Here is a 12,554-nt window from a genome sequence, read left to right as displayed (position 1 = left end):
GCCTGTCTTACTTGATCATCGATTCCAGCGCAAACAGGTCCGCCGGATGCTCGCGCTGGCGGATCAGGTGCACCTGGTCGCCGTCGACCATGACCTCGGCCGCGCGCCCGCGCGTGTTGTAGTTCGAAGCCATCGTCATGCCGTAAGCGCCGGCGCTCATCATCGCCAGCAGGTCGCCCGGCTGCACCGCCAGGGCGCGCTCGCGCGCCAGCCAGTCGCCCGATTCGCAGATCGGGCCGACGACGTCGTACAGGACGGGAAGGTCGCCGGCGCGCGGGGCGACGGCCTTCATGTCCATCCAGGCGCCGTACAGGGTCGGGCGCATCATGTCGTTCATGGCGGCGTCGATGATGCAGAAGCTCTTTTCCACGCCCGGTTTCAGGAACTCGACCTTCGTGAGCAGCACGCCGGTGCTGGCGACGATCGAGCGGCCCGGCTCGAAGATGACCTTGACGGCGCGGCCGTCGTGGCGCGCCGCACGCCAGGCGTCGATGCGCGCGAACAGGCGTCCCAGGTAGTCGCCCACCGGCACCGGCGGCTTGTCGCCGGCGGCGCCGTAGTCGACGCCGATGCCGCCGCCGATGTCCAGGTGGTGGATATGGATGTCTTCGGCATCGAGGGTGTCGATCAGTTCGATCAGTTTATCCAGCGCTTCGAGCAGCGGCGCGTCGTCGAGCAGCTGCGAGCCGATGTGGCAGTCGATGCCGACCACGTCCAGGTTGGGCAGGGCGCTCGCTGCGCGGTAGGTGGCCAGCGCGTCGTCGAATGCCACGCCGAACTTGTTGGCCTTCAGGCCCGTCGCGATATAGGGGTGGGTCTTGGCGTCGACGTTCGGATTCACGCGCAGCGAGACCGGGGCGCGCTTGCCCATGGACGCGGCGACTTCATTGAGGCGGTGCAGTTCCGGGATCGACTCGACGTTGAAGCAGAGGATGCCCTTGTCGAGGGCCAGGCGCATTTCGTCCTCGGTCTTGCCGACGCCCGAGAAGATCACCTTGCCCGGGTCGCCGCCGGCGGCGATCACGCGCAGCAGTTCGCCGCCCGAGACGATGTCGAAACCCGCGCCCTGGCGCGCCAGCAGGTCGAGGATCGCCAGGTTCGAGTTGGCCTTCATCGCATAGCAGACGAGGGCGTCGCGGCCCGCGCAGGCATCGCTGTAGGCCGCGAAATTCTCCAGCAGCGCCGCCTTCGAATAGACATAGGTCGGCGTGCCGAAGGTGGCGGCGATGGTGGACAAGGGGGTGCGCTCGGCGTGCAGGACGCCGTCTTGGTACGAGAAATGCGGCATGAATTCTTATTGGGCAGGAGCGGGGGACGGTGTCTGGACCGGCGCCGGGGTGGCGACCGTGGCGGGTGGCGTGGCCGGTTTGGGCGGCTTGACCGGCATGTAAAGCGGACCGGTCTGGCCACAACCGGCGAGGACGACGGCCAGCGCGGCAGTAAAGAGAAGCGTGTCAGGTGACTTCACGATTAGAATCACGGTTTGATTAAGACCTTGGAGTGTAGCATGACCGAATCCGAATTTTTGGACCTGGCCGATTCGACGCTGAGCCGCGTCGAGACCTGTTTCGACAACCTGAACGACCAGGACGTGGTCGACGTCGAATGCAAGCGCAACGGCAACGTGCTCGAGATCGAGTTCATCGCCAACGGCTCGAAGATCATCGTCAACAGCCAGGCGCCGCTGCAGGAAATGTGGATGGCGGCGCGCTCGGGCGGTTTCCACTACAAGCGCGTGGGCGACGAGTGGCGCAATACCCGCGACGACTCCGAGTTCTTCGCGACCTTGTCGGATATCGCCACGCAACAGGGCGGAGCGCCGGTGAAGTTGGGATAAAGCAGGGCTGCGAGGCGGGCGCCACGCCCGCGCCATGAAAGAATATTTCACGGACGAGCGTCCTGTGAAATATTCTTTCACATCTTAGAACAACTCATTTCTCACCGCGTCCTGCGCCTTCTGCTGGGCCGGCGCCGGCGTCGTGCCCACGTCGAGCGACTGCACGCCCGTGCCCGGCGGATTCTCGGCATAGTAGTACTCGCCATTGGCCATGACCAGCCCCGGCGGCACCGTGCGCTCTTCCACCGGCATCGACTTGAGCACCGTCTGCATGTAGCTGATCCAGATCGGCAGCGCCAGGCCGCCGCCGGTTTCCTTGTTGCCCAGGTTCTTAGGCTGGTCGTAGCCCATCCAGGCAATCCCCACCACCTTCGGCTGGTAGCCCGCGAACCAGGCGTCGATCGAATCGTTGGTGGTGCCGGTCTTGCCGGCGATGTCAGGGCGTTTCAGCAATTGCGAGGCCTTGGCCGCGGTGCCGTAGCGCGCCACGTCCTTGAGCATGCTGTCCATCAGGAAGGCGTTGCGGGCGTCGATGACGCGGTTCGCTTCCATGCCGGCGCGCTCCGGCCGCGCTTCCGAGAGTACCTTGCCGGCGCTGTCGGTGACCTTCGAGATCAGGTAGGGGCTGATGCGGTAGCCGCCGTTGGCGAAGACGGCGTAGGCGCCGGCCATCTGCAGAGGCGTGGTGGCGCCGGCGCCGAGCGCGAGCGTCAGGTACGGCGGGTTCTTGTCCGGATCGAAGCCGAAACGGGTCGCGTATTCCTGGCCGTAGCGCGCGCCGATGCGGTTCAGGATGCGGATCGAGACCATGTTCTTCGATTTCGTCAGGCCGCGCCGCATCGTCATCGGGCCTTCGTACTTGGCGTCGTAGTTCTTCGGTTCCCAGGCCTGGCCGCCGGTCTGGCCGGCGTCGAAGGAAATCGGCGCATCGTTGATCAGGGTGGCCGGCGAGAGGCCGCGTTCGAGCGAGGCCGAATAGATGAACGGCTTGAACGAGGAACCGGGCTGGCGCCAGGCTTGCGTCACGTGGTTGAATTTGTTGCGGTTGTAGTCGAAGCCGCCGACCAGGGCGCGGATCGCGCCGTCCTCGGTGCTGGCCGAGACGAAGGCCGATTCGACCAGCGGCATCTGCGTGATCTTCCAGTCGGCGCCGCTGTCCTGCATGACGCGGATCAGCGCGCCGCGCCGGATGCGGCGGTTCGGCGCGGCCTTGCTCGACAGCCAGCTCGATGCGAAGGACAGGCCGGGACCGGTGATCCTGATTTCTTCGCCCGAGGCCAGCACCGCCGTGACGGCGGACGGGGAAGCCTGCAGCACGACGGCGGCCACGATGTCGTCGCTGTCGGGCTTTTCCGCCAGCTCCGCTTCGATCGCCTCGTCGGCTTCGGCCTTGTTCTTCGGGATCTCGATATACGATTCCGGGCCGCGGTAAGGATGGCGCCGTTCGTAATCCATCACGCCGCGGCGCACGGCCAGGTAGGCCGCGTCCTGGTCGGCCTTGGTGATCGTGGTGAACACGTTCAAGCCGCGCGTATAGGTATCTTCCTTGAACTGTTCGTAGACCAGCTGGCGCGCCATCTCGGCCACGTACTCGGCGTGCACGCCGAAGGCGGTGCTGTCGGACTTGATCTTGAGTTCTTCGTCTTTCGCTTGCGCGAACTGCGCCGGCGTGATGTAGCCGAGCGAATGCATGCGCTGCAGGATGTACTGCTGGCGGGTCTTCGCGCGCGTCGGGTTGACGACCGGGTTGTAGGCCGACGGCGCTTTCGGCAGGCCGGCCAGCATGGCCGCTTCGGCCACGGTGATGTCGCGCAGGTCCTTGCCGAAATAGATCTGGGCCGCCGACTGGAAGCCGAAGGCGCGCTGGCCCAGGTAGATCTGGTTCATGTAGACCTCCAGGATCTGGTCCTTGGTCAGGTTCTTTTCGATCTTCCAGGCCAGCAGCGCCTCATACGCCTTGCGCTTGAGGGTCTGTTCGGACGAGAGGAAGAAGTTGCGCGCCACCTGCTGCGTGATGGTCGAGGCGCCCTGGCGCGAGCCGCTGGTCGCATTGTGCAGGGCCGCGCGCAGCACGCCCCAGTAATCGACGCCGCCGTGCTGGTAGAAACGGTCGTCCTCGATCGAGAGCACCGCCTTTTTCATGACGTCCGGGATTTCCTTGAAGCGCACCAGGGTCCTGCGCTCTTCGCCGAATTCGCCGATAAGGACGTTATCGGCGGTGAAGATGCGCAGCGGCATCTTCGGGCGGTAGTCGGTGATCGTGTCCAGGGCCGGCAGGTTGGGATAGGCCATCGCCAGGGCGAACACCACCAGCAGCACGCCGACCAGGGCCAGTCCGCCCAGTGCGCCGAAGGTCCACAGGAGCAGGCGTTTCGGGCTGAACGTGTTGGCGGCCGGGGTATTCGTCGTTTGGGAGGATTTCATGCTTTGCTTCACAGTATTGATGCGCCTCATTATAAGGCACGGCCCACGGAGGTGGCGCGGACTCAGCCGTTAGAGGTGTGTGGCTTGCCTGACAAGGGGTATTACAAACGGCATATCAGAATGTGGCTTCCCTGCCGGATTGTAATGTTCCAGTGTAGAAATATCTTGTCGGAGCGCACTATTGTCGTTACGATTTAATGTAGTGCCTCATATATGGGCAGCACGCGGGCAGCACGCCGAGTTTTTGCAGAAGATTTTTCCCGCACGCGGGCATTGACATACATTGGCCTGACGGGCCGCAGCTGAGGAGTACGCGCGTGATCAATCTAGGTTCCTTGTTCGGGAAGTCGAGTCCGCCGCTCGCCGGACTCGACATCAGCACCTCGGGCCTGCGCCTGGTCGAGGTGGCCGATGCCGGCAAGGGCGTGCTGCGCCTGGAGCGCCATGCGTTCGAAGCGCTGCCGCGCGGCGCCGTGGTCGACGGTAATATCGAGAACTTCGACCAGGTAGCCGAAGCCGTGCGCCGCATCTGGAAGAAAAGCGGCACCGCCGCGCGCAACGTCGCGCTGGGCATGCCGCCGGCGGCCGTCATCACCAAGAAGATCATCCTGCCGGCCGGCATGGCCGAAGACCAGCTCGAGGTGCAGGTCGAATCCGAAGCGAGCCAGTATATCCCGTTCGCGCTCGACGAAGTGAGCCTGGACTTCGACGTCGTCGGTCCGGCCGCCAATTCGCCCGACGACATGGAAGTGATGCTGGCCGCGGCGCGCCGCGAGAAGGTCGAGGACCGCGTGGCCGTCGCCGAAGCGGCCGGTCTCACCGCCACCGTGATGGACATCGAATCGTATGCCGCCCGCGCCGCCCTGGAGCGCGCGGCCCCGGGCGGCAGCGAGAAAATCGTCGCCCTGTTCCAGATCGGCGCCGGCATGACCCATGTCTCGGTGCTGCAGAACGGCGACACGATCTACGAACGCGAGCAGCCCTTCGGCGGCAATGCGCTGACCCAGGAAATCGTGCGCAGCTACGGGCTGGCCTACGAGGAAGCGGAAGCGCGCAAGAAATCGGGCGACCTGCCGGAAAACTTCCGCGCCGACGTGCTCACCCCTTTCCTGGAAAGCGCCGCGCTGGAAGTGACGCGCGCGATCCAGTTCTTCTTCACCTCGACGCCCTACACCCGCATCGACCAGATCTGGCTCGCCGGCGGCAGCGCCCAGCTGCCCGGCCTGGTCGAACTGATCGGCGGCCGCACGCGCATCCCGACCGCCCTGGTCACGCCCTTCGACGGCATGCTGCTGGCGTCCGGCCTGCGCGAGGCGCAATTGCGCGCCGAAGGGCCGGCGTATCTCGTCGCATGCGGCCTCGGCCTGCGGAGGTTCGGCTGATGATCCGCATTAATCTGCTGCCGCACCGGGAAGCGAAACGCAAACAGAAGCAGGCCGCCTTCATCGCCATGCTGGTGCTCGGCGGCCTGCTGGGGGTGGCCGTCGTGCTGCTCGTCGGCGGCTGGAACGCCAGCCGCATCGCGATCCAGGAACAGCGCAATGCCGTCCTGGCGACCGAAAACGCGGCGCTCGACAAGACGATCAAGGACATCGCCACGCTCAAGGAAGAAATCAACGCCCTGAAATCGCGCCAGCAGGCGGTCGAGGATCTGCAGGGCGACCGCAACCAGCCGGTCTACCTGTTCGATGAACTGGTGCGCCAGATGCCCGAAGGCGTGTACCTGAAATCGTTCGAGCAGAACGGCCAGAAAGTCATCCTCAACGGCTACGCCCAGTCGCAGGAACGCGTGGCCGAACTGCTGCGCAACCTGTCGGGCAATTCGCCCTGGCTCGAGCGTCCCGAGCTGACCGAAGTGAAGGCGGCCGCGCTCACCCAGAACAAGGTGATCCGCAAGGCGGTCGAGTTCACGCTGGCCGTGTCGATCAAGCGTCCGCCGAGCGAAGAAGCCGACGACGGCAAAGGCAAGGCTCCGCCGGCCGCGATCGCCAGGGCAGGAGGGAGCACGCCATGAACATCGACCTGAAACAACTCGGCGCCGAGCTTGCGGCGCAATTCCAGGATTTGCAGGGCCGCCCGCCGGGCCTGTGGCCGCTGGCGCCGCGCCTGTTGTGCGCGGCCGGCGTGATGGCGCTGGTCGTCGCGCTGGGCTACTTCCTGTACTGGAGCGGCCAGTTCGAAACCCAGGAGTCGCTGGCCGCCCGGGAATCGTCGCTGCGCGACGAATACCGCAGCAAGATCGCCCAGGCCGTGAACCTGGAAGCGCTGCAGGCGCAAAAGATCCAGGTCGACCAGTCGGTCGAGCGCCTGGAAAAGCAGTTGCCGAGCAAATCCGAGATGGCTGCGCTGCTGTCGGACATCAACCAGGCCGGCGTCGGCCGCGGCCTGGCCTTCGAGCTGTTCCGTCCCGACCAGATCCTCGTGCGCGACTACTACGCCGAACTGCCGATCGCGATCAAGTTGAGCGGCAACTACCATGACCTGGGCGCATTCGCCGCCGACATGGCCCACCTGCCGCGCATCGTCACGCTCAACAACATGCGCCTGAGCACGGAAAAAGACGGCAGCCTGACCCTGGAAGCGATCGCGAAAACCTTCCGCTACCTCGACGCCGACGAACTGTCGACGCAGAAAGCGGCGCGCCTGAAAGCGAAGAAGAGCAAGAAAGCGGAGGGCACGCCATGACGAAGACGAACACCGCCGTGCTGGCGCTGGCGGCCCTGCTGCTGGCCGGCTGCGGGGACAGCGACGTGCGCGAAGTACGCACCTGGATGGAAGAGACCAAGGCGCAAACGAAGCCGGCCGTCAAGCCGCTGCCGGCGCCGAAGGTATTCGTGCCCTATGCCTACGACCAGGCCCGCGCGACCGATCCGTTCAACGCCGCCAAGCTGGCCGGTCCCGGCGCGCCGGTGGCGCAGCCGAACGCGGCCCAGCCGGACCTGAATCGTCCGCGCGAAGCCCTGGAAGACTTTCCTCTCGACACGATGCGGATGGTGGGTATGATGCAAAAGGGTGGCGTCAGCTTCGCGCTGGTGCAGATCGAACGCAGTGTCTATCGCGTGCGGGCAGGACAGCGGCTGGGCCAGAACTTCGGCCAGGTCACGCGCGTGACCCCGGTGACGGTGGAGATCCGGGAAATGGTACAGGACGCCGGCGGCGATTGGGTCGAGCGGATATCGAAGCTGGAATTGCAGGAAAGTAAGGAGATCGGTCAATGACCCCATTCGCAAGCAAGAGCCTGAAGCACGGGGTACGCACGCTGCTGCTGCCGGTATTGTTCGCCTTCGGCGCGCAGGTGCAGGCGCAGGACAACGCCATCGAATCGATCAGCGCCAACCAGCAGGGCGCGAACGTGGTGGTCAACATCGCCATGAAGAACGCCCCGGCCAAGCTGCCGCTCGGCTTTGCGATCACCAATCCGGCGCGCATCGCGCTCGACTTCGGCGCCACCAGCAACGCCACCGGCAAGAGCGCGCAAGAGATCAACCTGGGCGAAGTACGCGGCGTCAACGTGGTGCAGGCCGGCGAACGCACGCGCCTGGTGATGAACCTGAAGCGTCCGGCCAGTTATTCCACCGCCATCGACGGCAAGTCGGTCGTGGTGACGGTGGCCTGCACCGGCGCCGCGCCGCTGCAGGCGGCCGCCGCGCCGGTGCAGGCGCCGCCGGAGGCTCCCGCCGTCCGCCAGAGCCTGCGCAACCTCGATTTTCGCCGCGGTAAAGACGGCGAGGGCCGGGTCGTGGTCGACCTGCCGAACAATGCGGTGGCCGTCGACGTGCGCCAGCTCGGCAACAAGGTGCAGGTGGACTTCATGAATACAGGCTTGCCCGAAACCCTGCGCCGGCGCCTGGACGTGACCGATTTCGGCACGCCCGTCTCGCGCGTGACGACCAGCAGCATCGGTGCCAACGTGCGCATGGTGATCGAGGCGCAAGGGCAGTGGGAGCAGTCGGTGTTCCAGAGCGACACCCAACTGGTGGTGGCCGTGCGTCCGGTCAAGGAAGACCCGAACAAGCTGGTGCAAGGCACGCAGGGCTACCGCGGCGAGAAGATCAGCTTCGATTTCCAGAACATCGAGGTGCGCGCCGCGCTGCAGGCGGTGGCCGACATCTCGGGCCTGAACATCATCGCCAGCGATTCGGTCGCCGGCAACCTGACCCTGCGCCTGAAAGACGTGCCCTGGGACCAGGCGCTGGACGTGATCCTGCAAGCGAAGGGCCTGGACATGCGCAAGAACGGCACCGTCATCTGGATCGCGCCGAAGGAAGAACTGCTGACCAAGGAAAAGCTCGAACTCGAACAGCGCGCGCAAATTTCCGACCTCGAGCCCTTGAAGTCGGAAATCTTCCAGCTGAACTACCAGAAGGCCGAGTCCTTCCGCACCGTGTTCGGCCTGGACGCCAATGGCGGGGCCGCCACCAACACCGGCAACCGCGTGCTGTCCAGGCGCGGCAGCGCGATCATCGATCCGCGCACCAACCAGCTGTTCGTGACCGACATCGCCGCGAAGATCGAAGACATCCGGATGCTGATCCAGAAGACCGACGTCGCCTCCAAGCAGGTCTTGATCGAGGCGCGCCTGGTCGAAGCGAACGACGGCTTCTCGCGCAATCTGGGCGCCAAGATCGGCTTCAACGACATGCGCGCCCTGCGCGGCGGCGTCCCCGGCTTTGGCATCGGCGGCAATAACCGGGTCTCCATCGGCGGCAACCTGGTCGGCGTCGGCCAGGACACGCTGCAGACCCCGGACAACGGCGACTCCTATACCAACACCACGATGGTGAACCTGCCGGCGGCGGCGATCGCCGGCATCTCGCCGTCGAGCCTGGCGTTCTCGCTGTTCTCCTCGGCCGACAACCGCTTCCTGAACCTGGAACTGTCGGCGCTGGAAGCGGACGGCAAGGGCAAGATCATTTCCAGCCCGCGCGTGGTCACCGAAGACAAGATGGTGGCCGTGATCGAGCAGGGTATCGAACTGCCCTACCAGGTCGCCTCCAGCAGCGGCGCCACCTCGATCGAGTTCAAGAAGGCGAACCTGCGCCTGGAAGTGACGCCGCAGATCACCCCGGACGGCAACGTGGTGCTGGAAGTGGACGTGAGCAAGGATTCCAAGGGCGAAGAGACGCGCGCCGGCTTTGCCATCAACACCCAGCACGTGAAAACCAAGGTCATGGTCGAGAACGGCGGCACGGTGGTACTGGGCGGGATCTACCAGCAGACCGAGCGCAGCAATGTGTCGAAGGTGCCGCTGCTGGGCGACGTGCCGGTGCTCGGCTACCTGTTCAAGACCCAGGGCCGTGAAAATACGAAGACCGAACTGCTGGTGTTCATCACGCCGAAAATCGTGGCCGACCGCGCGCAAGCGGGCCGCTGAGCGCGAGCGGCAGCGCGATTTCGCTCTCCAGCGAAACACGCCACAGGGTAATATTACGGAGTTCAAGTTCACCGTAAACTGATGTGAAATCCGAAAATGTGTTTCTTGTCGGACTGATGGGGTCCGGCAAGACCACCATCGGCCGGCTGCTGGCGCGCCGGCTGAATAAGCGCTTCGTCGATTCCGACCATGCGATCGAGGCGCGTACCGGCGCCACGATCCCGTGGATCTTTGAAATCGAGGGGGAAGAGAGCTTCCGCCGGCGCGAAGCCGACATGATCCGCGAATTGACGGGCCAGCGCGGCATCGTGCTCGCCACCGGCGGCGGCGCCGTGCTCGACGCGGCCAGCCGCGCCCACCTGGCCGAACGCGGCACCGTCATCTACCTGCGCGCCGGCATCGGCAGCATCCTCCAGCGCACCTCGCACGACAAGAACCGCCCGCTCTTGCAGACGGCCGATCCGAGGAAAAAACTCGAACAATTGCTGGCCCAGCGCGAGCCGTTGTACCGCGAGATCGCGGACCTTGTCATCGATACCGGCCGACCTAACGTACAATCGATGGTTCAGACAATTTTGGACCAGCTCGACGCGCTCGATACGGCGCGTTCGCGGCGCGCGAGGGCGGCATCGATGAATCAAACAGCACACATCAATCTCAACGTCGACCTGGGCGAGCGCAGCTACCCGATCGCGATCGGACCGGGCGTCCTCGACGACGGCGCGGCCCTGCTGCGCCATGTCGGCGGCGCGAAAGCGGCGCTCGTCACCAATACCACGGTCGCGCCGCTGTACCTGGACAAGATCGCCGCGCCCCTGCGCGCGGCCGGGCGCGAGGTGGTCGAAATCGTCCTGCCCGACGGCGAGGAGTACAAGCACTGGGGCTCGCTGATGGCGATCTTCGACGCGCTGCTGGCCAGTAAATGCGATCGCAAGACGACCCTGATTGCCCTGGGCGGCGGGGTGATCGGCGACCTGACCGGCTTTGCCGCCGCCAGCTACATGCGCGGCGTGCCCTTCGTGCAGGTGCCGACGACCTTGCTGGCCCAGGTCGATTCCTCGGTCGGCGGCAAGACCGGCATCAACCACCCGCTCGGCAAGAACATGATCGGCGCCTTCTACCAGCCGCGCGCGGTGCTGGCCGATACCGGCACGCTGGGCACCTTGCCGGCGCGCGAGCTCTCGGCCGGCCTGGCCGAAGTGATCAAGCACGGCGCCATCCTCGACGCCGAATTCTTCGACTGGATCGAAGCGAACATCGCACGCCTGGTGGGGCGCGACCAGGCCGCGCTCTCGCATGCGATCGCGCGCTCCTGCGAGATCAAGGCCGACGTCGTGCGCAAGGACGAACGCGAAGGCGGCCTGCGCGCCGTGCTCAATTTCGGCCACACCTTCGGCCACGCGATCGAGGCCGGCATGGGCTACGGCGCCTGGCTGCACGGCGAAGCCGTCGGCTGCGGCATGGTGATGGCGGCCGACCTGTCGCGCCGCCTCGGCTTCATCGACGCCGCCGCCTTCGAGCGCGTGCGCGCCCTGGTGGCGGCCGCCGGCCTGCCGACCGTGGCGCCGGACCTGGGCGTGGAACGCTGGATCGAGCTGATGGAAGTGGACAAGAAGAACGAGGGCGGGGCGATCAAGTTCATCCTCGTCAAGCCGCTGGGCAGCCCGAGCATCATGAGCGTGCCGCACGAGCTGCTGCTGGCCACGCTGGACGCCTGCGTCCAGCGGTAAGGGCTGCGCATGATGATCGACTTCGACGCCCACCTGGCCCCGTATGCGGCGCATTCGAAGGCGTCGCGCGGGCGCCGCTTCGACGAACCGGCGCCCGGCTCGCGCAGCCAGTTCCAGCGCGACCGCGACCGCATCATCCATTCGACCGCCTTTCGCCGCCTGGAGTACAAGACCCAGGTCTTCCTGAACCACGAGGGAGACCTGTTCCGCACCCGCCTGACGCACTCGATCGAGGTGGCGCAGATCGGGCGCACGCTGGCGCGCAGCCTGCGCCTGAACGAAGACCTGGTCGAAGCGACGGCGCTGGCGCACGACCTGGGCCACACGCCCTTCGGCCATGTCGGCCAGGACGTGCTCAACGAATGCATGAAGGACTTCGGCGGCTTCGAGCACAACCTGCAAAGCCTGCGCGTGGTGGATCACCTGGAAGAGCACTACGGCGCCTTCGACGGGCTGAACCTGACGTTCGAAACGCGCGAAGGCATCCTGAAACACTGCTCGGCGGCGAACGCGCGCACCCTGGGCGAGCTGGGCCGGCGCTTCATCGACAAGGCCCAGCCCAGCCTGGAAGCGCAGCTGACCAACCTCGCCGACGAGATCGCGTACAACAACCACGACATCGACGACGGCCTGCGTTCCGGCCTCTTGACGACGCAGCAGATGATGGAAGTGGACCTGTTCGCGCGCCACCGCCGCGCCGTCGAGGCCCAGTACCCGGGCTTGCCCGGCCGGCGCGCGCTGTACGAGACGATCCGCCTGATGATCACCGCGATGACGGCCGACCTGGTCGAGACCTCGGCCGCGCTGCTGGCCGATGCCGCGCCGGCCAGCATCGACGACGTGCGCGCGGCGGCGCCCCTGATCCGCTTTTCGGACGCGATGCGCGCCGAGACGAGCGCGTTGAAGCGCTTCCTGTACGCGAACCTGTACCGCCATTTCAAGGTCAACCGCATGCGCGTGAAGGCCAGCCGCATCGTGCGCGAGCTGTTCCACGCCTTCATGACGGACCCGGTGCTGCTGCCGCCCGATTACCAGGCGGCCCCGGGGGACCGGCACAGGCAGGCGCGCAAGATCGCCGACTACATCGCCGGCATGACGGACCGGTACGCCGTGCGCGAGCACAAGCGGATTTTTTCACTCGACGAGCTGTAGGGGGCGGGTTCGGCAATCGCCGGCGCGACGGCGCCGG

The 12,554-nt window shown here is 65.7% G+C and carries 10 protein-coding genes and 1 pseudogene; 8 read left to right on the top strand and 3 right to left on the bottom strand.

Features of this window, described 5'->3' with window-relative positions; genetic code table 11:
* Nucleotides 1-7 precede the first annotated feature (7 nt).
* Nucleotides 8-1,288, bottom strand: a complete 1,281-nt coding sequence (gene lysA, locus ACFPOU_RS17690; RefSeq protein ID WP_379724165.1) for a diaminopimelate decarboxylase — start codon at nt 1,286-1,288, stop codon at nt 8-10.
* A gap of 123 nt (nt 1,289-1,411) precedes the next feature.
* Nucleotides 1,412-1,468, bottom strand: a pseudogene (locus ACFPOU_RS17685) (hypothetical protein); the annotation flags it as partial.
* 39 nt (nt 1,469-1,507) lie between these two features.
* Between ACFPOU_RS17685 and cyaY the strand changes: the two are divergent.
* The gene (cyaY, locus tag ACFPOU_RS17680) at nt 1,508-1,837 is read left to right on the top strand and encodes an iron donor protein CyaY (protein WP_379724162.1); all 330 of its coding nucleotides are present in this window, start codon (nt 1,508-1,510) and stop codon (nt 1,835-1,837) included.
* 84 nt (nt 1,838-1,921) lie between these two features.
* Here the strand turns inward: cyaY and ACFPOU_RS17675 are convergent, their stop codons facing one another.
* Nucleotides 1,922-4,261 (bottom strand): penicillin-binding protein 1A, encoded by a 2,340-nt coding sequence (locus ACFPOU_RS17675; protein WP_379724158.1) that lies wholly within the window; start codon nt 4,259-4,261, stop codon nt 1,922-1,924.
* 317 nt (nt 4,262-4,578) lie between these two features.
* Here ACFPOU_RS17675 and ACFPOU_RS17670 point away from each other — a divergent pair, with 317 nt between their 5' ends.
* From ACFPOU_RS17670 to ACFPOU_RS17640, 7 genes are all read left to right on the top strand, one after another.
* Nucleotides 4,579-5,643, top strand: coding sequence for a pilus assembly protein PilM (locus ACFPOU_RS17670; protein ID WP_379724155.1), 1,065 nt, complete (start codon nt 4,579-4,581; stop codon nt 5,641-5,643).
* Nucleotides 5,643-6,275: a PilN domain-containing protein gene (locus ACFPOU_RS17665; protein WP_379724152.1), complete on the top strand. Its 633-nt coding sequence runs from the start codon at nt 5,643-5,645 to the stop codon at nt 6,273-6,275. The genes ACFPOU_RS17670 and ACFPOU_RS17665 overlap by 1 nt, the downstream gene beginning before the upstream one ends.
* A complete protein-coding gene (locus ACFPOU_RS17660) occupies nt 6,272-6,946 on the top strand; it encodes a type IV pilus inner membrane component PilO (RefSeq protein ID WP_379724149.1) in 675 nt (224 codons plus the stop codon). Before ACFPOU_RS17665 ends, ACFPOU_RS17660 begins: the two co-directional genes overlap by 4 nt.
* Nucleotides 6,943-7,479 (top strand): pilus assembly protein PilP, encoded by a 537-nt coding sequence (locus tag ACFPOU_RS17655; protein WP_379724146.1) that lies wholly within the window; start codon nt 6,943-6,945, stop codon nt 7,477-7,479. The genes ACFPOU_RS17660 and ACFPOU_RS17655 overlap by 4 nt, the downstream gene beginning before the upstream one ends.
* Nucleotides 7,476-9,635, top strand: a complete 2,160-nt coding sequence (gene pilQ, locus ACFPOU_RS17650) for a type IV pilus secretin PilQ (RefSeq protein WP_379724143.1) — start codon at nt 7,476-7,478, stop codon at nt 9,633-9,635. Before ACFPOU_RS17655 ends, pilQ begins: the two co-directional genes overlap by 4 nt.
* Before the next feature lie 116 nt (nt 9,636-9,751).
* Entirely contained in the window at nt 9,752-11,365 is a 1,614-nt protein-coding gene (gene aroKB, locus ACFPOU_RS17645) for a bifunctional shikimate kinase/3-dehydroquinate synthase AroKB (protein WP_379724500.1), read from the top strand.
* 9 nt (nt 11,366-11,374) lie between these two features.
* Complete coding sequence (locus ACFPOU_RS17640; protein WP_379724140.1) at nt 11,375-12,517, top strand: deoxyguanosinetriphosphate triphosphohydrolase; 1,143 nt, start codon at nt 11,375-11,377, stop codon at nt 12,515-12,517.
* Nucleotides 12,518-12,554: the final 37 nt, after the last annotated feature.

It is taken from the genome of Massilia jejuensis (genome assembly GCF_042656795.1).
Lineage (GTDB): Bacteria > Pseudomonadota > Gammaproteobacteria > Burkholderiales > Burkholderiaceae_D > Telluria > Telluria jejuensis.
The sequence above is the reverse complement of the archived record's forward strand: the minus strand, read 5'-3'. Positions and strand labels throughout refer to the sequence as shown.